A 23,342-nucleotide genomic window follows, 5' to 3' on the forward strand; every position below is an offset into this window, starting at 1 on the left:
CAGACACCCGGCCCAGGCCGGGTGTTTCAATGGAATCCCCATGCCCCGTTCCTCCGATTGGTCGCCGGCCGCCCGCTCTCCGCTGACCGAGCCGTTTGCCCGCCAGCAGGCCTATTTCGACGCCTTCGACCGTGTTGTCGCACAGTTTGCCGGCTTCGACGCGCCGGATCCGAATGCGCTGGTCGAGGCGCTGGCCGACGCCAGCCAGTCCGATCTCGTCTGTCTGTTCCGCCATCACGGTGCGCGTGTGCATCTCGAAGCGAGCACGATGGCCAAAGGCGCCGGCCTGTCGCTGATCCCGCTCGCGACGCTGCCGCTGGCCGACTATCCGCTGCTTGCCGATACGCTGGCGGTGGGCATGTTGCTGCAGCGTTCGTTGCTCGAATTGCCGATGCCGGAGCAGATGCTGCTGGCCGGCATCGGCGCACGCCGGATAGTCACGCTGCCCTTGCTCGATCGCGGTGAAGCATTCGGCCTGCTGGCCTTTTTCGACGAGGACGAGGGGCGGGTACGCAGTCACGATGAACTGACGCTGCTGACGATGCTCGGGCGCCAGTTGTCGCAGGGCCTGGTGCGCGTCGACGTCGACGCCGCCTTGCGTGCAGAGCGCGACCGGCTGGCGGCCCTGGTCGGCGCAACCGACGATATGGTGTTCGAGCTTTCGGCACAAGGAACCATCGTGCGCGCCTGGTCCGGCCATCCGGTGCTACCGCATGCGGCTGCGCTGGAAGGGCGGTTGCCTGCGCAGGTCCTGCCGCCCGAACTGGCCACGCTGCTGGCGGCAAAACTGCCGTCGGTGCTGGGTGGTGCATCCGCAACGGTCGAATGCCGGCTGGATGGCCTGCACGGACCCGTCTGGTTCGAAGGGCGGATGCGTCCTGCGCAAGGCAGCGTACTGGTGCTGTTGCGCGATGTCAGCGCCAGCCGGCTCGGTGCATTGCAGCAGCAGGCTCTGGGCGACACGCTGCAGGTGCTGGGCGAGGCGGTCATCGATCTGTCCAGGGGCGGTTTGCTGGTCCGCGCCAGCGCGGCGTGGGCGCGGCTGCGCGGACTCGATCCGCGCGCACTCGATGCCGATCTCGGCGCGCCACTGCTGCACTGGGTTCATGATCACGACCTCGCGGCGGTGCAGGCCGCACTGGCCAGCGCCAATGCCGAGTCGACGACGCTGCGTTTCCGGCTGTACCGCGAGAGCGGCGAGCTGATCTGGGTCGAGGCCTGTCTGCTGCCGCTGCCTGCGGCGGCCGATCGCGCAGCGACCCTGCGCGGGGTGTTGCGCGATGTCACCGAGATGCAGCTCAACCAGCAGCAGATCAGCCGGCTGGCGCTGTACGACGACCTGACCCGGCTGCCGAACCGGCTGATGCTCGACGACGCGCTCGCGCAGGCGATCACGCACGCGAGACACACGCACCGCAAGGTTGCGCTGGGCTTCATTGACCTCGACCACTTCAAGCAGATCAACGATGCCTTCGGCCACCGTGTTGGCGACCAGTTGCTCGCCAGTCTGGCGACCCGCTTGTCGGCGGTGCTGCGGGAGCAGGACCTGCTGGCGCGCTGGGGCGGCGACGAATTCGTCGTGCTGATGCCCGACCTGGCCGATCCGCAGCAGATCCGCGCGATGGCCGAACGCCTGCGCAACGCGGCGCGCGAGGCCGTGATGCTTGACGGACTCGAGGCGCATCCGTCGGTGAGTTGCGGCTTTGCAGTGTTTCCGGACAACGCCGAATCCGGTGAAGAGCTGCTGTCGGCGGCCGACCACACGATGTATCACGCCAAGCATGCCGGGCGGAACAACGTCTGTTTCTACGGCGACATCCTGCACCTGAAGGCGCTCGGTCGCGAGCACGTGGCGCTGCAGTCGCGGCTGTCCGCGGCGATCCGTAGCGAGCGGCTGGGCGTGTTCTACCAGCCGGTGGTGTCGGCGCGCGACGGCAGCGTGATTGCCGTCGAGGCACTGGCACGCTGGCAGGACGACAAGAACGGCTGGATCAGCCCCGAGCTGTTCGTGCCGATGGCCGAAAAGGTCGGCCTGATCCAGGAGCTGTCCAGTCTGGTGATGCAGCAGGCGTTTCCGCAGCTGCGCGCCTGGCGCGACGCCGGTTTGGCGCAGAAGCTGATGCTGAACATTTCGCGCAGCCAGCTGTTCTCGCCGGTGTTCGTCTCGCTGCTGGTCGAGCGGCTTGCCGCCTACCGGTTGCGGCCCCACGACGTGATCATCGAGATCACCGAGTCGGCAGCGCTCAACGACTACGCCCGCCAGCTCAAGCATCTGCGCCAGCTGGCCAGTGCGGGTTTCCAGATTGCCATCGATGACTTCGGGACCGGCTATTCGTCGCTGGCGCAGTTGCACGAGATGCAGGCGCAGCTACTGAAGGTCGACGTGTCCTTCACCCAGCGCTTGCATACCGAAGCAGGGCGGCGGGTGATGCAGGCCATCGTCCAGTTCGGCCAGGGGCTGGGGCTCGATCTGGTGGTGGAAGGCGTCGAGAGCCTCGACGCGGCGCGCTATCTGCAGGGCTTGGGGGTCGAGTACCTGCAGGGCTTCCACTTCAGCGAGCCGGTTCCGGCCGGTGTCGCCGAGCTGTGGATGCGACTCGGGCTGGCCAACAAGGTCTGAAATGAAAACCGGGCGAGGCCCGGTTTTTTCTTGTGCGGCATGGCGCTTAGCCGGCCATCGAGCCCGGACCGGCCAGTTCGTGCAGCTGCTTGTTCTGCAGCTGGCCATGAGTGGCGTACATCGATCGGCTCGATGGTGCGGATTGTACCGTTGCGTGAGCCTGCGGTTGCCAGGCCGGGTGCAACTGCTCGTTCTGCTGCATCGGCATGGCGCCGGCGCTGGCGAACTGGGCAAGGGCGAGCAGGCTGGTGGCAACGGCAAGCTTGAACGTGGTGTGCATGGTGTTCTCCTTGTTTCACCGGACGTTGATTCCCGGTGTCGATGGAGTCATCTTATGCCGTGCATGTATGTTGGTAAATGCAACAATTAACAAATTGATCAATTTGCGGTGAGCAAACAAAAGGCCGCGCAAGGCGGCCCTGGATGCTGCGGTGCGTCGGACTCAATGCTGCAGGATTTTCGACAGGAAAGCCTGGGCACGCTCACTGCGCGGGCTGCCGAAGAATTCGTCCTTGTTGGCGTCTTCGACGATGGCGCCCTTGTCCATGAAGATCACCCGGTTGGCGACCTTGCGCGCAAAACCCATTTCGTGGGTCACGCACATCATCGTCATGCCTTCGTGAGCCAGTTGCACCATCACGTCGAGCACTTCGTTGATCATTTCCGGGTCGAGGGCGGAGGTCGGCTCGTCGAACAGCATCGCGATCGGGTCCATCGCCAGCGCGCGGGCGATGGCTACGCGTTGCTGCTGGCCGCCCGAGAGCTGGCCCGGGAACTTGGCTGCATGCGCCGACAGGCCGACACGGTCGAGCAGGGCCAGACCCTTCTTCTTGGCTTCGTCTTCCTTGCGACCGAGGACCTTGATCTGCGCCAGTGCGAGGTTGTCCGTAATCGACAGGTGCGGGAACAGTTCGAAGTGCTGGAACACCATGCCGACGCGCGAGCGCAGCTTGGGCAGGTCGGTCTTGGGCGAACCGACCGAGATGCCGTCGACGATGATGTCGCCGGACTGGAACGGTTCCAGCCCGTTGACGCACTTGATCAGCGTCGATTTGCCCGAGCCCGACGGGCCGCAGACCACGACGACTTCGCCCTTGCTGACTTCGGTGGTGCAATCGGTCAGGACTTGGAAGTCGCCGTACCACTTGCTGACGTTCTTGATCGAAATCATACGGTCAACCTCTTTTGCAGGCGCTTCACCAGGGTGGAGGCGCCAAAACTGATGATGAAATAAACCAGACCGGCAAACAGCAGGAACTGATGCAGCTCGCCGACGATGTCACCGGCCGAACGTGCGCTGTTCAGGAAGTCCATCAGGCCGACGGCATACACGAGCGAGGTATCCTGGAACAGGATGATCGACTGCTGCAGCAGCAGCGGCGTCATCTTGCGGAAGGCCTGCGGCAGGATCACCAGCCGCATCGTCTGGCTGTAGGTCATGCCCAGTGCGTAGGCGGCATTGACCTGGCCACGCGAGATCGACTGGATGCCGGCGCGGACGATTTCGCAGTAGTACGCCGCTTCGAACATCATGAACGCGACCAGACACGAGTAGAACGCACCGATCGGTTCGTTGGTGCCGGTCAGCCAGCCGATGATGAAGGGCACCACGAAGTAGAACCAGGTGATGACCAGCAGCAGCGGAATCGAGCGGAAGTAGTTGACGTAGAAACCGGCAAGGTTCGACAGCAGCTTGTTGTGCGACAACCGTGCCAGTGCCAGCAGCGTACCGAGGGCGACGCCGCCGACGATGGCGAGCACCAGCAGCTTCAGCGTCAGCATCATGCCGGAGACCAAGCCGGGCATCGCCGTGACGAGCGAAGAGAAGTCCATCTTACTTGCCTCCCAGCGCGATCAGTCCCGGCACGCGCACGCGCTTTTCAACCCAGCGCATGAACAGCATCAGGCCCATGTTGAGCACGAAATAGATGATCGTTGCCAGCGTGAATGCCTCGAACAGGTTGGCGGTGAACTCCGCCGTCTGCTTGGTCTGCGCCAGCAGCTCCATCAGGCCGATCAGCGACGCGACCGACGAGTTCTTGAAGATGTTCAGGAATTCGCTGGTGAGCGGCGGAATGATGATGCGGAACGCCTGCGGCAGCAGCACTTCCTTGTAGATCTGCGGTATGCGCAGGCCCAGTGCGTAGGCGGCGTTGGTCTGGCCTTTCGGCAGTGCCTGGATGCCGGTCCGGACCTGTTCACAGACGCGGGCAGCAGTAAACAGCCCCAGACAGAGCACCACGCTGATGAACGCGCTGGTGGCCGGGTTCAGGTCCTGCTTGAACCAGGTCTGCAATCCTTCGGGCAACAGGTCGGGCACGATGAAATACCAGACGAACAGCTGCACCAGCAGCGGAATGTTGCGGAAAATTTCGACGTAGACGGCTGCGATCCTGGGCAATACCTTGCCCGGCAGCGTGCGCATCACGCCGAGCACGGTGCCCAGCAGCAGCGCGATCACCCAGCCGGCCAGCGACAGCGCGATCGTCCATCCGAGGCCTTTGACGAACCAGTCCAGATAGATTTCGCTGCCGATGCCGGTGGAATGGAAAAATACGCCCCAGTCCCAGTTGTAATGCATCTCGGGGTTCCCCCTATCAAACAAGAAGCCGGCCGCAACGACGGCCTGCTCGATTCAATCGGCAGGCCGCGTTTTGCCACGGCCGGCTTCGTTCCGGTACAACCTGCGCTTACATCTGCTCGGCGGACTTGTCGGTCGGCTTGGCGATCAGTTCCTGCAGCTCGTCGCTCATCGGGAAGTTCAGGTTCAGGCCCTTCGGCGGGACCGGGCTCTGGAACCAGCGCTTGTAGATGGTGTTGATTTCGCCGGACTTGTAGGTGTTGCTCAGCGCGGTGTCGACCAGCTTCTTGAACTGGGCGTCGTCCTTGCGCAGCATGCAGCCGTAGACTTCGTACGATTGCGGCTTGCCGACGATGGTCCAGTCGTTCGGTGCCTTGGCCTTGGCCATTTCACCGGCCAGCAGTGCGTCGTCCATCATGAACGCGACCGCACGGCCCGACTCCAGCATCAGGAAGGACTCGCCGTGGTCCTTGGCGCTGATGATGTTCATGTTGAGCTTCTTCTCGTCGTTCATCTTCTTGATGAGCCGCTCGGACGTGGTGCCGGCGGTAGTGACGACGTTCTTGCCGGCGAGGTCGGCGAAGTCCTTGATGCCCGAGGTCTTCTTCACCAGCAGGCGGGTACCGATCTCGAAGATGCCGACCGAGAAGGCAACCTGCTTCTGGCGTTCGAGATTGTTGGTGGTCGAGCCGCACTCGACGTCAACCGTGCCGTTCTGGACCAGCGGAATCCGCGTCTGCGAGGTGACGAGGTTGTAGCGGACTACAAGGCTCGGCATCTTCAGCTCTTTTTTCACCGCATCGACGATCTTGGCCGACAGATCCATCGAGTAACCGACCGGCTTCTGGCTGGCGTCGAGGTAGGAGAACGGAATCGACGAGTCGCGGTGGCCGATGACGATGGTGCCGGTTTCCTTGATCTTCTTCAGCGTACCGGTCAGCTCCTCGGCCTGGGCGGAGGTGGCGAAAACGGCGGACATGGCCAAACACAACGGCAGCAGTTTCTTCATGTGGGAAATCTCCATAGCGTGTTTTTTCACACAAACCGAGTATAGGTGCCGCGCCGGAATGCTGCGCTTGGTGAAAACCCTGGCTTACAACCTTGGGTGAACGGGAAAATTTCCCCATGAAAAAAGCCGCCCGCAGGCGGCTTTTTCCGGCCTTAGCCGTGCATTGGCGACAGTATCTGCCGCAGGAACTGTCTGGCCCGATCGGTTTGCGGCGCGGTGAAAAAGGCTTCCGGCGTGGTGTCCTCGAGAATCTCGCCTTCGGCGAGAAACAGCACCCGGTCGGCGACTTCGCGGGCAAAGCCCATCTCGTGGGTGACGACCATCATCGTCATGCCCGACTCCGCCAGTTGCTGCATGACCGCGAGGACTTCACCGATCATTTCCGGATCGAGGGCCGAGGTCGGTTCGTCGAACAGCATGACCTTGGGCTGCATCGCCAGGCCGCGCGCGATGGCGACGCGCTGTTGCTGGCCGCCGGAGAGGTTGGCCGGATAGGCGTGCTTCTTGTTGGCGAGTCCGACGCGTTCAAGCAGCTCCATGGCCAGCTGTTCTGCAGCCTCGCGGCTCATTTTCTTGACCTGCATCGGTGCGAGCGTGATGTTGTCGAGCACCGACAGATGCGGGTAGAGGTTGAAGTGCTGGAAAACGAAGCCGACGTCGGCGCGCAGTTTGTTGATGTCGGTCTTCGGGTTGTTGACGATGACGCCGCCGACGTTGATTTCGCCGTCGTTGATCGGCTCGAGCTGGTTGATCGTGCGGATCAGCGTCGACTTGCCCGACCCGGACGGGCCGCAGACGACGACGACTTCGCCCTGCTTGACCTCGAGATTGATGTTCTTGAGGACATGGTGATCGCGGCCGTACCACTTGTTGACGCTGGAAAATCGGATCATGGAAAGGCTGTCTGGTAGGGGGTTCTTGCTGGCAATTGTGTAACCACCCTGACCCGGCGGGCAAGGGCATTGCTGGCACTTTGCGATCGATGGCCGCCGATCAGCAGGCGGCCAGCAGGTTGGCGAGCGCGACGTACTGGCCGACGTTCACGTTCTCGGGGCGCCAGCCAGGCTCGATGCCGGCCGCGGCCAGCTGCGCGTCGTCGGCGATGCCCTTGAGGTTGTTGCGGATGGTCTTGCGCCGTTGGCCGAACGCCGTGGTGACCAGCTTTTCCAGCGCGTCGAGATCGCCGACCGGCCATGGAGGCGTCGGCCAGGGCATCATGCGGACGACGCTCGAGTCGACCTTCGGTGGCGGATAGAACGCGGTCGGTGGAACGTCGAGGACCTTGTCCATGTTGAAGCGTACCTGCAGCATCACCGAGAGCCGGCCGTAATCGGCCGTGCCCGGTTCGGCGACCATCCGGTCGACGACTTCCTTTTGCAGCATGAAGTGCATGTCGGCAATCGCGGCGCCGAAGCCGGCCAGATGGAACAGCAGCGGAGTCGAAATGTTGTACGGCAGGTTGCCGGCGAGGCGGATCGCGCCACCCGGATTGATCTCGCCGGCCAGGGCGGCGAAATCGAACTTGAGCGCGTCGGCGTTGTGAATCACCAGTTGATCGGGGCTGAAGCGCGCCGAGAGATGGCTGACGATGTCGCGGTCGATCTCGACCACGTGAAGCCTGCCGGCACGCAGCATCAGTGGTTCGGTCAGCGCGGCGAGTCCCGGGCCGATCTCGACCAGCACGTCGCCGGGACGCGGATCGATCGCGGCGATGATCCCCTGGATCACGCCCTGGTCTTGCAGGAAGTTCTGGCCGAAGCGCTTGCGCGGAATGTGTGACATGGAAAACCTGGTAAACGGTGGGTCAGCCGCGGTGGCGTGCGAGTTCGGCGGCAAGCTCGATCGCCGCGGCAAGGCTGCCCGGATCGGCACGGCCGGAGCCAGCCAGATCGAGCGCCGTGCCGTGGTCGACCGAGGTCCGGATCACGGGCAGGCCGAGCGTGACGTTGATGCCTTCGCCAAAACTGGCGAACTTGAGTACCGGCAGGCCCTGGTCGTGGTACATCGCCAGTACCGCATCGCCCTGCTCGAGCTGCTTGCGGTTGAAAAGCGTGTCCGCCGGCAGCGGGCCGATCAGTGTCATGCCTTCGGCGCGCAATGCGTCCAGCGCCGGTACGATCACCTCGATTTCTTCGCGGCCGAGATGCCCCGACTCACCTGCATGCGGGTTGAGGCCGGCAACGAGGATGCGCGGTGTCCTGATGCCGAACTTGGTCTGCAGGTCGGAGTGCAGGATCCTCAGGGTCCGGCTCAAAGACTCGACGGTGATCGCGGCCGGCACGTCCTTGAGCGGCAGATGGGTCGTGGCCAGGGCCACGCGCAATCCGCCGCCGGTCAGCATCATCACGACCTGTTCGGTGCCGGTACGTTCGGCGAGGTATTCGGTGTGGCCGTAGAAGAACTTGCCGCCAATACCGTCGTTGATCACGCCCTTGTGCAGCGGCGCGGTGACGATGGCGTCGAACTCGCCGTTCCGGGCGCCGGCAACCGCCCGGTCGAGCAGGTCGAGCACGTAGCGGGCGTTGGCGGGGTTCAGCGTTCCGGCAGTGCAGGGGGCGGCCAGTGGCCGGTGCAACAGCGACACCGGAACATCCCGGTCAGGCGTGTAATCCGGCCAGTCGGCGGTGACGCCGACGGCCGCCGCGCGTTCGGTCAGCAGCGCCCGGTCGCCGAGCAGGACCAGTCGCAAGTCGCCACGTCGGGTGGCGATCGCGGCGGCGAGCTCGGGGCCGATACCGGCGGGTTCGCCGGTGGTCAGCGCCAGAACCGGACGGCGAGACATCACTCTTCCTTCAGCCGGATGTCGACATAGGCGCGGTCGCGCTGTTGGCGCAGCCAGTCTTCGTACTGCTCCTCGGCCTTGCGCTGCTTGATTTCCTGACGGACACGGAAGCGTTCCCGTTCCTGGGTGACGTCCTGCTGACGCCGCTCGAGTACCTGGATCAGGTGGTAACCGAACGGACTGTGCACCGGTTGGCTGATCTGGTTCGGCTGCAGCGCCTTCATCGCCTGCTCGAACTCGGGTACGGTTTCGCCGGGGTTGACCCAGCCGAGATCGCCACCCTTGCTGGCACTGGTATCGTCGGAATAGGCGCGGGCCATGTCCTCAAATTTGGTACCGCCGTTGACGATGCGGTCGCGCAGCTGGACCAGCTTCTGGCGTGCGTCGTTGTCGGAGACCAGCTCGTTGGTCTTGATCAGGATGTGTCGTGCGTGTGTCTGGGTGACGATTTCCTTCGGATTCTGCTCGCGCTTGTCGACCAGCTTCATGATGTGGAAACCGGCCGGGCTGCGGATGATGTCGGTGCTTTCGCCCGGTTTCAGCTTGTCGAGCAGTTCCGTGAACGCCTCAGGCAAGCTGCCTGCGGGGCGCCAGCCCAACTGGCCGCCACTGGTGGCATCCGGGGCCGTCGAGAATTTGGCGGCGACGGCCGAAAAATCGGTGCCCGAAGAGACTTCCTGCTTGGCCGATTGCGCACGCAGTCGGCGTTGCTGGATCTGTTCCGGTGACGCGTTTTCCGGCACCGAAACCAGGATGTGCTGCAGGTTGTATTCGACCTTGGTCTTGCCCGCGTTGAGCTTCAGGTAGTCGTCGACCTCGCTGTCGGTGACGACGATCTTCGCGTCGATTTCCCGTTCCTTCAATCGGCTGATCACCATTTCCCGGCGGATTTCCTCGCGGAAGGTCTTCCAGTTGGAGCCCTGTTTTTCCAGTGCGGCGCGGAACTGGGGCAGGCTCATCTTGTTCTGTTCGGCAATCCGGTTGATCGCCCGGTCGAGCATTGCATCGTCGGCCTTCATTCCCATGGCATTGGCGAACTGGACCTGCAGCAGATCGGTAATCATGCGCTCAAGTACCTGTTGCTTGAGCACATCCTCGGGCGGTAGCTGAATCTTCTGACTGGCCAGGTTCTGTTTGACCGAGGCGATCCGGTCGTCGAGTTCGTCCTGAGTGATCACGCCGCGGTTGACGACGGCAATGACCCGGTCGACGGTTTCGATGGCGGCATGGGCCAGCGGTGCCAGCAGCGACGACAGCATCACGGCCAGCAGGGTCAGGGAGCGGAAGTTGGTCATGGCATTCACTTCAAGGTATCGAATGTACTGGAGTAGCCGGGAATCGAGTCGCGCAGCGTGCCGACCGGGTTGCTCCCCAGGCCGAGTCCGCCGAGTTCGAGTACGGCAAAATAGGTGGTGTTGTATGTGCCGTCGCTGGTGATGTAGCGCTGTGCCGCCATGCGCAGCGCCCAGCAGCCGGCGTTGTATTCGAGGCCGGCCAGCGCCTCGAAGGTCTGGTCGTCGTGCAGCGAGTAGGTGTAGCGGCCGACGCCATACCAGCCGCGGCCGATCGGCCACTGACCGGAAATGTCGATCTGTTCGATGATGCCGTCGGTCGTTGCAAGCCCGTTACTGTTGTAGTTGATCGGCGCATTGGTGTTGCGCGTGTAGCGCAGGTTGATGACCCGCGCTGCGTCCGGCGCCCACTGCAGCGATGCGTCGGCGCGACTGGTCCTGCCGTTGACGCCGTCGTACTGCAGCGTGTAGTCGTACTTGAGTTTTTTCCAAAGCTGGCCACCGACCGACAGCAGCAGATCCGTCTTGGTCGCGTCGGACGGAATCGAGTTGTCGAGCGTTACCTTCGGCGTCGTGAAGTAGTAGCGCTGGCCGATCATGGCACGGAACAGTTCCGACCCGTCCTCCGCATCAAGGATGCGACTCGTCAGCGCAGCGGTGATTTCGTTGGCATCGTTGATCCGGTCGTGGCCGACGAACTTGTTCTCGGAGAAAAGCTGCGTCATCGACAGATCGGTCGTGCCCGAATCGAAGTTCGGCAGCATCGACTGGTCTTTGTACGGTACGTACACGTAGAACAGCCGTGGTTCGAGCGTCTGGATGTACTCGTTGCCGCGCCAGTCGGCGTCGCGTTCGAAGAAGAGGCCGGAGTCGATGCTGGTGATCGGCAGTACCCGGCTTTCGGTCCGGTCGTTCAGGCCGTTGGCATCCTGCAACTGGTAGTAGGTGGCGTCGAGCGAGACCTTGGGAACGATGAAGCCGTACGCCGTGTTGAACGGCATCTTCACCGTCGGCGTGATCCAGGTTCGGGTGCCGTTGACCTTGGTCGGATGGTAGAAGTCGGCAAACTCGGCTGCGACTGACGTCTGTACGCCCTTGACCCAGTTCGGCGTGGCGTTGAAACCGACCACCGGCATCCGGTCGTACGGAATGTCGACCGCGTTGGTGTCACTTTGCAGCGTCTGGTAGCGCTGCCACAGGAAGGACGCATTCCAGCCGTCGCCGGCATAGTTGAGCCCCGCTTCGCGCGGCAGGTTGGTCTGCTGGGCGATCGCGTCGCGGCTGCCGAAGTCGTTGAAATAGTCGTCGTCCGAGACCTTCTGGACATTGATGTGCCCGGACAGCCGGTCGGTGAACTGCTGGTTGTGCAGCCAGCTGAAGCTGGAGCGGTTGGTGTCCGTTTCCTTGTCATTGATGTACGAGCCGCTGATCTGGCCCGAGTAATTCGGCTGCAGGTAGCGGAATTCGCCGCCGAGCATCAGGCCGCGCTGGGTCATGTAGTGCGGGTACAGTGTCGCGTCGTAGTTCGGTGCGATGTTCCAGTAGAACGGCGTGAGCAGGTCAAGGCCGCTGCGGCTATCGAAGCTCACTGTCGGGGTGAGGAAGCCGGTTTGCCGGTTGCCGGTCAGCGGAAAGTTCATCCACGGCGAGTACATCACCGGCACGCCCTTGAACTGGATCCAGCCGTTCTGGGCGACGCCCATATTGTCGATGTAGTCGAGATCGAGCTTCGACGCGTGGATGTACCAGTCGTCGTTGCCGACCGGGCACGAGGTAAAGCGGCCCGAGTCGATGTGGTACAGCTTTTCGCCGCCGAACAGCAGCTTGACGCCGTCGGCCCGGCCGAGCCCCTGCCCGACGACGTAGTCGGGGTCGGAGAGTTCGCCGGTCGACGAGTCGAGATAGTAGTCGAGCCCCTTGCCGGTCAGAACGTCGCCTTCCTTTTCCATGCGCACATCGTCGCCGGCGCGCAGGTGCTTCTGCGCCTCGTCGTAGGTCGCCCATTCGGAGTACAGCGTCGAATTTTCCTGCTGGATGACGACATTGCCCTCGGCCTTGAGGGTCTTGGTGCCGTCGGTCTGGTTCTGGGCATCGACGCGGTCGGCCTCGACGTACATCGGTGCGTCGCTGGTCGTCTCCGCGGCACAGGCAAGCGCCGACGACAGGGCAAGCAGGAGGACGGAATAGCGGAAGGGCGGCGGCGGAAGGCGGGTCATGCGGCCGGGGGGAGCTCTTGATAGAATCGCTGAATTCTACCCGGTTTTTTGCTGATTTCATGAACGTTTCCGATTCCGTTTCCACCTGGCTGGCCACCACTACCGGCACGCCGCCCGTTTCGCTCTCTTCGGGCGGTTCCGATGCCAGCGTGCGTCATTACTGGCGTGCCGTCTGGCCGGAGCGCAGCCTGATCGTGATGCAGGCCGACCCTGCCCTGTTCGATGCTCGCCCCTTTCTTGCCCGCCAGGCCGAGCTCGCCGCCGCGGGGATACGCGTGCCGACGGTGCTGGCACAGGATGCCGACGCGGGGCTGGTGCTGCTCGAGGACCTCGGCGAGTCCCTGCTCGCGCCGCAACTGAGCGATGAGTCGCGTGCCCGCGACTGGTACCTGCGTGCGATCGACGTACTGGTGGCGATGCAGGTCTGCATGGCCAGCGAATCGCTGCCGGTTTTCGATACCGCGTTCATGCAGCGCGAAATGGAAATCGGCCGCGAGTGGTATCTGGAGCGGCATCTGGGCGCCACGCTCGACGGCGAGGCACTGGCGAGCTGGCAGCGCAGCTGTGCATTGATCAGTGCCTTCAATGCCAGCCAGTCGACCGGGTTCATGCATCGCGATTACCACTCGCGCAACCTGATGATCAAGGATGACGAGCTGGTCGTCATCGACTTCCAGGACGCGGTGCGCGGGCCGCTCGGCTACGACCTCGTGTCGCTGTTGCGCGATGCCTACGTCGACTGGGAGGAAGCCTTCGTGCTCGATCTGGCGATCCGCTACTGGGAAAAGGCGAGGGCCGCCGGGCTGCCGGTACAGGCCGACTTCGGCGATTTCTACAAGGCGTTCGAGTGGCTCGGGCTGCAGCGCCACCTGAAGGTGCTCGGCCTGTTTGCGCGCTTGCACCATCGTGACGGCAAGAGCCGCTATCTCGCAGACATCCCGCGGGTGCTGAACTACGTCAACAAGGTCTGCGAACGCTACGTCGAACTCGGCAGCCTGAAGCGCCTGCTGTTGAAGCTGCACGGCGACAGCATCGACGTCGGCTTCACGTTCTGAGGCCGGATCGACCATGAAGGCAATGATACTGGCCGCCGGCCGCGGCGAACGGATGCGGCCGTTGACCGACAACTGCCCCAAACCGCTGCTCGACGTCGGCGGAACGCCGCTGATCGGCTGGCACCTCAAGCATCTGGCTGCGGCCGGCGTGACCGAGGTGGTGATCAATCACGCTTGGCTCGGCGGCTTGATCGAGGCGGCGCTTGGCGATGGCAGTGCCTACGGCGTGCGCATCGCCTATTCGCCGGAAACGACGGCGCTGGAAACGGCTGGCGGCATCGCCAGGGCGCTGCCGCTGCTAGGCGATGCGCCGTTTGCAGTGATCAACGGTGACGTGTTTACCGATTACGACTTCGGCGCACTGGCCGGCGTGGCCGAGCGGATGCGTGCAAACGATGCCATCCGGGCGCATCTGGTACTGACGCCAAAGGCCGGTTACCCGACCGGCCGTGATCTGGCGATCGCGCCCGACGGGCTGGCCAAGGCCTGCGACGAGGGCGACGCGCCGATGACGTTCTGCGGCATCGCCGTTTACCACCCGGCTTTTTTTGCCGGTGTACCGCAAGGGCAGGCGTCGCCGTTGCTGCCGCATTTCCTGACGGCGATGGCACGGCGGCAGGTCGGCGCGGAGCGTTTCGAAGGCCTGTGGCTCGATGTCGGTACGGTGGAGAGGCTTGAATATGCGGGGAAAATCGCGCGTTCGTGCGTGCACGATGGTTGAATTTGCGCATTGAGTTCTGCTGCACTGCAACGTAAGCTGAGCGTATCCGATTGCCGCACAGGGGGCCGTCATGGCCAGCAAACGCTTCTTCCACGAGCAGGCCGACCGTTTCGCCGCCCTGCAGCATGCGCTGCGCCAGGCCTTCGATCCGTTCGGATTTGCCAGCACCGCGTTGAAAGCACAGCAGGCCTGGTTGCAGCATCCTGCCGAACTGGCCGACACCCTTGTCGACTGGACGTCGGACGCCTGGCAATGGCAGCAGCATGCGGCCAGCCGGCTGGCCGGCGCGCCCGACATCGACCTCTTCCCGTCCCACCCTGACGACACGCGGTTTGCCGACCCCATCTGGTCCGACTCGCCGCAATGGGACGCGGTCAAGGAGTGGTATCTGTTCAACACCCGCTGGCTGCAGGATGTGCTCTATGCCACTCCGGGTTTGTCCGATACCGAGCGCAATCGCAGCGCGTTCTGGCTGCGCCAGTGGCTCAACGCCGTGGCGCCAACCAACTGGTTCCTGTTCAATCCGGTCGCGCTGACCCGGGCCGCACTGACCCGGGGCGACAGCCTCTGGCAGGGCTACAAGAACTTTGCCCGCGATGTCGGTCGCGGCGACATTCCGATGACCGACATGGATGCTTTCAGGGTCGGCGAAAACCTGGCGACCACGCCCGGCCGCGTCGTGCACCGCAGCCGTTTGCTCGAAGTCATCCACTACACGCCGACGACGCCCAAGATCAAAGCCGTACCGATCGTCATCGTCGCACCGTGGATCAACAAGTATTACGTGCTTGATCTCGACGCCAGAAAGAGTCTGGTCCGCTATCTGGTCGAGCAGGGGTTCTCGGTATTCATCACCAGCTGGAAGAATCCGGGCGGCGACGAGCGCGACGTCGGCTTCGACGACTATGTGAACGAGGGCATTGCGACCCTCGTCGACGTTGCCCGCACCGTGTCGGGCAGCGAGCAGGTGCATCTGGCCGGCTACTGCATCGGTGGCACGCTGACGGCGATCTATCTCGCATGGCTGGCCAAACGCGGTGAGGCCGGCAGGATCGCCAGTGCGACCTTCCTGACCACGCTGACCGACTTTTCCCGTCCGGGCGACATCGACGTTTTCCTGGATGACGAGGGGCTGGCTTTCGTCGAACGGGTGATGGCGCAGAAGGGGTATCTGGACGGCAAGGAAATGGCGTCGAGCTTCCGGATGCTGCGGCCGAACAGCCTGATCTGGAACTACTGGGTCAGCAGCTACCTGCTCGGCGAAACGCCGACCGCATTCGACGTGCTGTACTGGAACATGGACACGACGCGGATGCCGCAGAAAATGCACAGCTACTACCTGCGCGAGTTCTATGTCCGTAACCGGCTGATCGAACCGGATGCCCTGACGATGGCCGGCGAGCCGATCGATCTGGCGCGGATCGACACGCCGCTGTTCATGGTCGGCACGCAGGAAGACCACATCGCGCCGTGGCAGCAGACCTGGGCACTGACCGGCAAGGCCCGTGGTCCGGTGACGTTCACGCTGTCGAGTTCGGGTCACATTCTCGGCATCGTCAACCCGCCGCGGCCCGATTCGAAACGCAGCTACTGGCAGGGCGAGGCCAAGCGCGGCGAAAGCGCAGACGCCTGGCTGGCGCGGCAGACACCGGCGGCCGGTTCGTGGTGGCCGAGCTGGGTCGAGTGGCTGCAGCCGCGCTCGGGCAAGGATGTCAAGCCGCCGGTTGCCGGGGCCGATCTGGGGCCGGCGCCGGGGACCTATGTGCTCGAGTGATCAGAGCGTGCGCTTGGCGACGACCTTGAGGCCGTCGTCGAGCGTGTAGACGATGGGTTCGCCGTTGGGAATCTCGACGCCGACGATCGCGTCGTCGGAGATTCCCTCGAGGTGCTTGATCAGCCCGCGCAGCGAGTTGCCGTGCGCCGAAATCAGTACCGTCTTGCCCGATTGCAGCGCCGGCGCGATCGCGTCGAACCAGTAGGGCATCACCCGGGCAATCGTGTCCTTCAGCGATTCGGTCAGCGGCAGTTCGGCGTCCGGAATCGCGGCGAACTTCGGATCGCCGCGTCCGACCCGTTCGTCGTCGTGATCCAGCGCCGGCGGTGGCACGTCGAAGCTGCGGCGCCAGATCTTCACCTGTTCGTCCCCGTGCCTGGCGGCCGTTTCGGCCTTGTTCAGCCCGGTCAGCCCGCCGTAGTGACGCTCGTTCAGCCGCCAGTCCTTTTCGGTCGGCAGCCACATCCGGTCCATTTCGTCGAGCGCCAGCCACAGTGTGCGGATGGCGCGCTTGAGCACCGACGTGAATGCGAGATCGGGGTGGAGGCCGGCGTCGCGCAGCTTGCGGCCGGCGTCGCGTGCCTGCTCGGCACCGAGTTCGGTCAGGTCGACGTCGTGCCAGCCGGTGAAGCGGTTTTCTTTGTTCCAGGTCGATTCGCCGTGGCGGATCAGGATCAGCGTGGACATGGCTACTCCGGAAAAGGGTTGTTCAGGCGACCAGCGCCAGCAGCGCGCCGAGCCAGACGAGGCCGCCGAGACCGTAACGGACGCGACGGCGCAGCGCGTGGGCAGATGCAGACATGATGACCTCCTTGTGGCCGCAAACGGATGAAGGTGGCTTTGGCGGCGTCATGCTTTATTATTGAGAATCAATCTCATCAAATGAAGTGATTTTTTCCTTCTACCACCATAGCCCGTCGCTATGCGCTAGCGTAGATCCTGCGTACCGGCCGGCTTTGCGCTGGCGCAACGTCATCTCGCGGGGGTTGCGGTAAAACCTAACCCGATTCCGGTTGTCCCGGCATGTATGCGTCGGGGATAATGCTGCGAACCGCTGTATGCCGTTTTTCCTTTGAATCGAATTGTTTGCGGAGGATGTACCTCATGGCCAACCGCGCCGAACTTGCCAATGCCATTCGCGCTCTTGCGATGGATGCCGTGCAGAAAGCCAATTCCGGTCACCCCGGCATGCCGATGGGCATGGCCGAAATCGCGCTGGCGCTGTGGGGCGAAGGCGAAATGCGCTTCAATCCGCAGAATCCGGACTGGGCCAACCGTGATCGTTTCATCCTCTCCAACGGCCACGGCTCGATGCTGCAGTACGCGCTGCTGCACCTGACCGGCTACGACGTGTCGATCGACGACCTGAAGAACTTCCGCCAGCTGCACAGCAAGACCCCGGGTCACCCGGAATACGGCTATACCGTCGGCGTCGAGACCACCACGGGTCCGCTGGGCCAGGGCATCACCAATGCCGTCGGCTTCGCACTGGCCGAAAAGCTGCTGGCACGCGAATTCAACAAGCCGGGCTTCGACATCGTCGACCACCACACCTACTGCTTCCTCGGCGACGGTTGCCTGATGGAAGGCATCAGCCATGAAGCCGCCGCACTGGCCGGCACCTGGGGTCTCGGCAAGCTGGTCGCCTTCTGGGACGACAACGGCATCTCGATCGACGGCCACGTCGAAGGCTGGTTCACCGACGACACCCCGGGCCGTTTCGAAGCCTACGGCTGGCACGTGATCCGCCCGATCGACGGCCACGATGTCGACGCGGTGAAGAAGGCCATTGCCGAAGCCAAGGCCGTGACCGACAAGCCGTCGCTGATCTGCTGCAAGACCATCATCGGCAAGGGCAGCCCGAACAAGGCCAACAGCCACGATTCGCACGGCGCACCGCTGGGCGATGCCGAAATCAAGGCCACCCGCGACAGCATCGGCTGGCTGTACGAGCCGTTCGAAATCCCGGCTTCGGTCTATGCCGGCTGGGACAAGAAGGAAGCCGGCGCCAAGTGGGAAAGCGAGTGGGATCGCGTGTTCAAGGAATACGCCGAAGTCCATCCGGACCTTGCCGCCGAATTCAAGCGCCGCAATGCAGGCGAGCTGCCGGCGAACTGGAACAAGGTCGTTGCCGACGCGATTGCCGAAGCCAACACCAAGGCCGAAACCATCGCCACCCGCAAGGCCAGCCAGAATGCCCTGTCGGCCTACGTGCCGAACGTGCCGGAAATGCTCGGCGGCTCGGCCGACCTGACCGGCTCGAACCTGACCAACTGGAAGGGCAGCACGCCACTGCGCCGTGAAGGCAACGAACTCGTCGGCGACCACATCAGCTACGGCGTGCGCGAATTCGGCATGAGCGCGATCATGAACGGCATCCAGCTGCACGGCGGCTGGCGTCCGTACGGCGCGACCTTCCTGATGTTCAGCGAATACGCGCGCAACGCGCTGCGCATGGCTGCGCTGATGAAGATCCCGACCCTGTTCGTGTTCACCCACGACTCGATCGGCCTCGGCGAAGACGGCCCGACCCACCAGGCGGTCGAACAGACTGCCACGCTGCGTCTGATCCCGAACATGAACGTCTGGCGTCCGGCCGATACCATCGAAACGCTGGTGGCCTGGGCCGATGCGATCGAGCAGAAGCAGACCCCGTCGACGCTGATCTTCACCCGTCAGAACCTGCAGTTCCAGGCGCGGACCGAAGCGCAGATCGCCGACATCAAGAAGGGCGGTTACGTGTTGCGTGACGCGGCCGATGCCAAGGTCGTGCTGATCGCGACCGGCTCCGAGCTCGACCTGATCGTCAAGGCGGCCGAGAAGCTCGCGGCCGAGGGCATTGCCGCCCGCGTCGTGTCGATGCCGTCGACCAATGTGTTCGACAAGCAGGACAAGGCCTACCAGGCATCGGTGCTGCCGGCCGGCGTGCCGCGTCTGGCGGTCGAAGCCGGTGTCACCGACGGCTGGCGCAAGTATGTCGGCCTCGAAGGCGACGTGATCGGTCTGGACCGCTTCGGCGAATCGGCTCCGGCCGGCGAGCTGTTCAAGCTGTTCGGCTTCACCGTCGACAACGTCGTCGCGCGTGCCAAGGCACTGGTGAAGTAAGCATTCGCCGCTGCCGTCGACAACGGGCCCTTCGGGGCCCGTTTTTGTTGCCTGCCGTTCGTGCGTGCCGGGTGGCGCTTGTGGGCCGGAGAGGGCCCACCTAGAATCGCCCGGTCATTCTGCCGGCATCATCGTGTCCTTCTCGCTCAACCGTCTCCTCCGACTCGGCCGTGTGCCGGCGCTGATCGCGCTGGTGCTGCAGCTTGCGCTGCCGTTCGTGCACGCGCGGGCGATGGCAAGCGGCGCGGTCACCGTGGCGCTGTGCGCACCGGGCGGCGAGATCCGCCAGGTCGTGATCGGTGGCAAGGACCAGCCGGTCAAGTCCGCCACCGCCTGCCCGGTCTGCGCGATCATGGCGGCGCAAGCCTTGCCGCCGCCGGTACCGACGTTCACGCTGCCGCTGGTCGCGCTGATTTCGGTCACGCCCCAACTCGTCGCGACATTGTGGCCGGCACCGGCACGTCGCGTCTGGGCGCACGCGCCACGAGCCCCGCCCTCCCTGCTCTGATTCGTTCCCCCTGCACCTAGAACAACGAATCGCCGGCCCGCCATTGCGCGGGGCCGGCTGCCGCGCGCATGCGCGGCGCTGGAGCCTGCATGAAACAGCCACACACACTGGCGCGCCGCTGTGCGCTTGCCGTCGCGCTTGCATCGGCGTTCGCCCATGCCAGCGACACCCCGCTGCTCGACGAAGTCGTCGTCTCCGGTTCGCGCGAAGCGGCGCCGCTGAAGGAAACCGCCGCCGCGATCGGCAAGGTCGACGCGAAAGCCATTGCCGGTGCCAAGCCGACGTCGATCAGCCAGGTCCTCGACACCGTGCCCGGCGTGCTGATGCCCGATCTGGGCAACGAACAGCACAGCATGGCGATCCGTCAGCCGATCTCGACTCGGCCGCTGTACCAGTATCTCGAGGACGGCATTCCGATCCGCCCGGTCGGCGTGTTCAATCACAACGCCACGTACGAAATCAACCTCGACGGCGAGGACAGCATCGAGGTGATGCGCGGCCCGGCGTCGAGCCTCTACGGCAGCAACGCCGTCGGCGGTGCGGTCAATTTCATCAGCCGTGCACCGAGCAGCGCCCTCGGTGGCGACATCGCATTGCGCGGCTCGAACCAGGGCTACAGCCGAGTCGATGCCGAAGTCACCGGCGGCAACGATGTGCTCGCCAGCCGCCTGAGCGGCTACCGCAGCTGGCAGCGTGACGGCTGGCAGGACTACAGCGATGCCGACAAGACCTCGCTGACCCTGCGCAGCGACTTGACGCTGTCGGACGTCGCATATCTGAAAACGCTGTTCAGCTACAACAAGCTCGATACCGACATGCCGGGCAGCCTGAACCCGAGCGACTACAACAGCCGCCCGGGTTACAGCTACCAGAGCTTCACCTACCGCAACGTCGAAGCAATGCGGGCGTATGCGCAGCTGATCGGCAACTGGAACGAGGGCGGCGAGACGACGACCAGCGTTTACTGGCGCCACAACAATACCGACCAGCTGCCGAGCTACCTGATCTTCAACACCGGCCCGGCCAGCGCATCGGGGCGGACGACCGAGAATTTCTTCAGCTCGGTCGGCATCGACGCCCGCCACCGTCAGGACTGGGGGCCGCTGCGGCTGATCGGCGGCGCGACGATCGAGGAAAGCCCGAACGATCAGGGCGAGTGGAACCTTGCCGTGCAGCGCGATCCGGCCTCCGGCCGCTACCTGAGCTACCGGGAGACGACACGGCGCCGCGATTACCACGTCGACCTGAGCAACGCCGCCGTGTACGGCGAGGCGCAATGGGCGATCAGCAGTGCGTGGCGCGCGACGGCCGGCGTACGCTGGGACCGCGTCGGCTACGACTACAGCAACAACCTGACGCCGAGCGCGACCACCGGCGCGCCGAGCCAGGCGCAGGATTTTTCTCATACCTCGCCCAAGCTCGGGCTGACCTGGCAGACGAGTGATAGCGTCAGCACCTACGCCAGCTACAGCCAGGGCTTCACGCCGCCCGAAGTCGGCCAGCTGTTCTCGTCGCTGGCGGTGCCGGACCTGAAGCCGGCGACGTACAACAACGTCGAGATCGGCCTGCGTGCGCAGCTGCCATACCGGACGGCGCTGGAACTGGCGCTGTACCAGCTGGACGGCGATGACGAGATCGTCAACTACAGCAGCCAGCCGGGCAAGTCCGAGCCGCGCAACGCCGGCAGGACCCGGCACCGCGGTGTCGAACTGGGCCTGAACGGCGCGCTGGCCGAGGCGTGGCAATGGCGGCTGTCGGGCAGCTACGCGCAGCACGAGTACCGCGACTACCAGGCGACACCGCAGCTCAACTACGCGGGCAAGACGATGGCGCAGGCGCCGAACTGGTTCGGCAACGCCGCGCTGGCCTGGCTGCCGGTCGAAAAGGCGAGGCTCGCGCTCGAAGTCCAGTATGTCGGTCCGTACTGGATGAACGACGCCAATACCGTGCGCTACGACGGCCATACGCTGCTGAACCTGCGCGCCAACTGGGGCTTTGCCCGTGGCTGGGAGGCGTGGGCGAGCGTGATCAACCTGACCGACCGGCACTACGCCGAGTCGGCGTCGTCGACCTACAGCGGCACCGGCGTCTACAGTCCGGATGCGCAGGACACCTATACGCCGGGCGCGCCGCGTACCGCGCTGGTCGGCGTGCGCTATGCCTTTGGCGGCGAGGTGGCGAAATGAGCGGCGGCTTCTTTCGATACTTGTGCCGGCGCCGGCCCAAGCCGGTGACGCCACCGCAGCGGCAAACGGGTTTCGTCGCGCTGCAGGCGCTCGGGACCGGCCGGCTCGTCGGCGTGCTGACCCGCTGGCACCGTCGGCTGGCGTTGCCGGCTGGTGTCGCGGTGTTGCTGTGGGGCTTGTCCGGCGTGATGCACCCGATCATGTCGGCGCTGTCGCCGCAACCGCAGCGCCCTGCGCCGGCCGCGACCCTGCCGGCCGGCTTCGTACCGGTGAAGCCGGACCTGCACGGTCCGGTACGCGAGCTGAGGCTGGCAAGCTTCGCCGGTCGCCCGGCCTGGCAATGGTTGCCGGCCGACGGCGCGCAGCGCGACTGGGCCGATGCGCAAACCGGCCTTGCCATTGCCGACGCGGACCGCGCCGAGGCCGAGCGGCTCGCACGGGCTTTCGCCGGGGATGCATCCAGCCCGGTCGCGCGGATCACGCCGGTCAGCACCTTCGGCGGCGATTACCCGGCGATGAACAAGATCCTGCCGGTCTGGCGGGTCGAGTTCGCGCGCGGCGACGGTCTGACCGCCTTCGTCGATACCGGCGAGGCCCGGCTGTCGACGCTGACCGATGACCGCAAGCGCGCGCTGATGGGCGCCTTCGTTCTGCTGCACAGCTGGGCGTGGGCGAGCGAACCGTTGCGGCTGACCGGCATCTCGGTGCTGCTGGGTGGCGGTCTGCTGACGGTCATTGGCGGGCTGGCGCTGTGGCTCGTCCGGCGGCGTGCCGCGACGCTCAAGCCCGGGCAGCCGCGTTTGCGGCGCTGGCACCGTGGCCTGGGCGTCGCGGTCGGTGTCGCCGGGGCGATGCTGATCGGCAGCGGGCTGATCCACCTGCATTTCGCCCGCGCGCAAGCACCGGCATTGCCGGCGCCGCTGCTGGGCGCCGTGCCGCCACTGGTGACCGTGCCCGACGGGGCGTTGCGTCTGAGTGCGGTCCGGGTCGGCGACCGTTTCGCCTGGCTGTTTGCGGCCGCGGCGCCGGTGTCCGGCGACGAGCACCAGCATCATCATGCACCGGCCGTTCCCGGCGGGCTGCCGCGTTACTGGAGCGGCAGCACCGAGCTTGATCTGGCGCAGCAGCATGCCCTGATGCTGGCCGAGCGCGCTGGCGCACCGGCGGGTGCGGCGGCTACCATTTCGCTGGTGACGCAGTTCGGCGGCGAGTACGGTTTTTTCCAGAAGCGCCTGCCGGTCTATCGCGTCGATTACGCCGCGCCGGGCAAGCCGGCGTATTACGTCGAACCGGCGACCGGTGCGTTTTCGGCACGCATCGACGACCGGGACCGACTGGAAGGATACGTGTTCGCTTACCTGCACAAATGGCACTGGCTCGACGGCCTCGGCAAGACGACGCGGGACGTGCTGCTGGCCGGCTTTGCCGCTGCCAACGTCGTCGCGGCCACGCTCGGCCTGACGCTGTGGTGGCGCCGACGCCGGAGCCGCTAG

The 23,342-nt window shown here is 64.5% G+C and carries 19 protein-coding genes and 1 pseudogene; 8 read left to right on the top strand and 12 right to left on the bottom strand.

The window, feature by feature from the left end:
* The first annotated feature begins 40 nt into the window (after positions 1 to 40).
* On the top strand, positions 41 to 2,620 hold the full coding sequence (locus IE097_RS14955; RefSeq protein ID WP_189461657.1) for a bifunctional diguanylate cyclase/phosphodiesterase: 2,580 nt from the start codon (positions 41 to 43) through the stop codon (positions 2,618 to 2,620).
* A 46-nt stretch (positions 2,621 to 2,666) separates the two neighbouring features.
* On the opposite strand, the gene IE097_RS14960 is transcribed toward IE097_RS14955, so the two are convergent.
* The 11 genes and pseudogenes from IE097_RS14960 to IE097_RS15005 all read right to left on the bottom strand — a co-directional run.
* On the bottom strand, positions 2,667 to 2,900 hold the full coding sequence (locus IE097_RS14960; RefSeq protein WP_189461658.1) for a hypothetical protein: 234 nt from the start codon (positions 2,898 to 2,900) through the stop codon (positions 2,667 to 2,669).
* Between the two features lie 162 nt (positions 2,901 to 3,062).
* Positions 3,063 to 3,791 (bottom strand): amino acid ABC transporter ATP-binding protein, encoded by a 729-nt coding sequence (locus IE097_RS14965; protein WP_189461659.1) that lies wholly within the window; start codon positions 3,789 to 3,791, stop codon positions 3,063 to 3,065.
* Positions 3,788 to 4,453, bottom strand: a complete 666-nt coding sequence (locus tag IE097_RS14970; RefSeq protein ID WP_189461660.1) for an amino acid ABC transporter permease — start codon at positions 4,451 to 4,453, stop codon at positions 3,788 to 3,790. Before IE097_RS14970 ends, IE097_RS14965 begins: the two co-directional genes overlap by 4 nt.
* Position 4,454: 1 nt before the next feature.
* Positions 4,455 to 5,201 (bottom strand): amino acid ABC transporter permease, encoded by a 747-nt coding sequence (locus IE097_RS14975; RefSeq protein ID WP_189461661.1) that lies wholly within the window; start codon positions 5,199 to 5,201, stop codon positions 4,455 to 4,457.
* A 109-nt stretch (positions 5,202 to 5,310) separates the two neighbouring features.
* Positions 5,311 to 6,210, bottom strand: coding sequence for a glutamate/aspartate ABC transporter substrate-binding protein (locus tag IE097_RS14980; protein WP_189461662.1), 900 nt, complete (start codon positions 6,208 to 6,210; stop codon positions 5,311 to 5,313).
* A 152-nt stretch (positions 6,211 to 6,362) separates the two neighbouring features.
* Complete coding sequence (locus IE097_RS14985; protein ID WP_189461663.1) at positions 6,363 to 7,103, bottom strand: amino acid ABC transporter ATP-binding protein; 741 nt, start codon at positions 7,101 to 7,103, stop codon at positions 6,363 to 6,365.
* Between the two features lie 100 nt (positions 7,104 to 7,203).
* Positions 7,204 to 7,992 carry a 16S rRNA (adenine(1518)-N(6)/adenine(1519)-N(6))-dimethyltransferase RsmA gene (gene rsmA / locus IE097_RS14990; protein ID WP_189461664.1) on the bottom strand — a complete coding sequence of 263 codons (789 nt, stop codon included), beginning with the start codon at positions 7,990 to 7,992 and terminating at the stop codon, positions 7,204 to 7,206.
* 22 nt (positions 7,993 to 8,014) lie between these two features.
* A complete protein-coding gene (pdxA, locus tag IE097_RS14995) occupies positions 8,015 to 8,992 on the bottom strand; it encodes a 4-hydroxythreonine-4-phosphate dehydrogenase PdxA (RefSeq protein WP_189461665.1) in 978 nt (325 codons plus the stop codon).
* Positions 8,992 to 10,287: a peptidylprolyl isomerase gene (locus tag IE097_RS15000; RefSeq protein ID WP_189461666.1), complete on the bottom strand. Its 1,296-nt coding sequence runs from the start codon at positions 10,285 to 10,287 to the stop codon at positions 8,992 to 8,994. Before IE097_RS15000 ends, pdxA begins: the two co-directional genes overlap by 1 nt.
* 10 nt (positions 10,288 to 10,297) lie before the next feature.
* A complete protein-coding gene (gene cas5 / locus IE097_RS19640) occupies positions 10,298 to 10,642 on the bottom strand; it encodes a CRISPR-associated protein Cas5 (RefSeq protein ID WP_373295752.1) in 345 nt (114 codons plus the stop codon).
* Positions 10,557 to 12,500: pseudogene (locus IE097_RS15005) on the bottom strand (LPS-assembly protein LptD); the annotation flags it as partial. The pseudogene IE097_RS15005 and the gene cas5, both read right to left, overlap by 86 nt.
* Before the next feature lie 59 nt (positions 12,501 to 12,559).
* Here IE097_RS15005 and IE097_RS15010 point away from each other — a divergent pair.
* From IE097_RS15010 to IE097_RS15020, 3 genes are all read left to right on the top strand, one after another.
* Positions 12,560 to 13,555 (top strand): aminoglycoside phosphotransferase family protein, encoded by a 996-nt coding sequence (locus IE097_RS15010; RefSeq protein WP_189461668.1) that lies wholly within the window; start codon positions 12,560 to 12,562, stop codon positions 13,553 to 13,555.
* Positions 13,556 to 13,568: 13 nt separating this feature from the next.
* Positions 13,569 to 14,276, top strand: a complete 708-nt coding sequence (gene murU / locus IE097_RS15015) for an N-acetylmuramate alpha-1-phosphate uridylyltransferase MurU (RefSeq protein ID WP_189461669.1) — start codon at positions 13,569 to 13,571, stop codon at positions 14,274 to 14,276.
* Between the two features lie 70 nt (positions 14,277 to 14,346).
* Positions 14,347 to 16,050, top strand: a complete 1,704-nt coding sequence (locus IE097_RS15020; protein WP_189461670.1) for a PHA/PHB synthase family protein — start codon at positions 14,347 to 14,349, stop codon at positions 16,048 to 16,050.
* Here the strand turns inward: IE097_RS15020 and gpmA are convergent, their stop codons facing one another.
* The gene (gene gpmA, locus IE097_RS15025; protein WP_189461671.1) at positions 16,051 to 16,737 is read right to left on the bottom strand and encodes a 2,3-diphosphoglycerate-dependent phosphoglycerate mutase; all 687 of its coding nucleotides are present in this window, start codon (positions 16,735 to 16,737) and stop codon (positions 16,051 to 16,053) included.
* A 417-nt stretch (positions 16,738 to 17,154) separates the two neighbouring features.
* Between gpmA and tkt the strand changes: the two genes are divergently transcribed.
* The 4 genes from tkt to IE097_RS15045 all read left to right on the top strand — a co-directional run bounded on the left by tkt (position 17,155) and on the right by IE097_RS15045 (position 23,342).
* A complete protein-coding gene (gene tkt, locus IE097_RS15030) occupies positions 17,155 to 19,155 on the top strand; it encodes a transketolase (protein ID WP_189461672.1) in 2,001 nt (666 codons plus the stop codon).
* 133 nt (positions 19,156 to 19,288) lie between these two features.
* On the top strand, positions 19,289 to 19,663 hold the full coding sequence (locus tag IE097_RS15035) for a DUF2946 family protein (RefSeq protein ID WP_189461673.1): 375 nt from the start codon (positions 19,289 to 19,291) through the stop codon (positions 19,661 to 19,663).
* 89 nt (positions 19,664 to 19,752) lie between these two features.
* Positions 19,753 to 21,849 carry a TonB-dependent receptor gene (locus tag IE097_RS15040; RefSeq protein WP_189461674.1) on the top strand — a complete coding sequence of 699 codons (2,097 nt, stop codon included), beginning with the start codon at positions 19,753 to 19,755 and terminating at the stop codon, positions 21,847 to 21,849.
* 44 nt (positions 21,850 to 21,893) lie between these two features.
* A complete protein-coding gene (locus tag IE097_RS15045; RefSeq protein ID WP_189461675.1) occupies positions 21,894 to 23,342 on the top strand; it encodes a PepSY domain-containing protein in 1,449 nt (482 codons plus the stop codon).

It is taken from the genome of Jeongeupia chitinilytica (assembly GCF_014652315.1).
GTDB classification, from domain to species: domain Bacteria; phylum Pseudomonadota; class Gammaproteobacteria; order Burkholderiales; family Chitinibacteraceae; genus Jeongeupia; species Jeongeupia chitinilytica.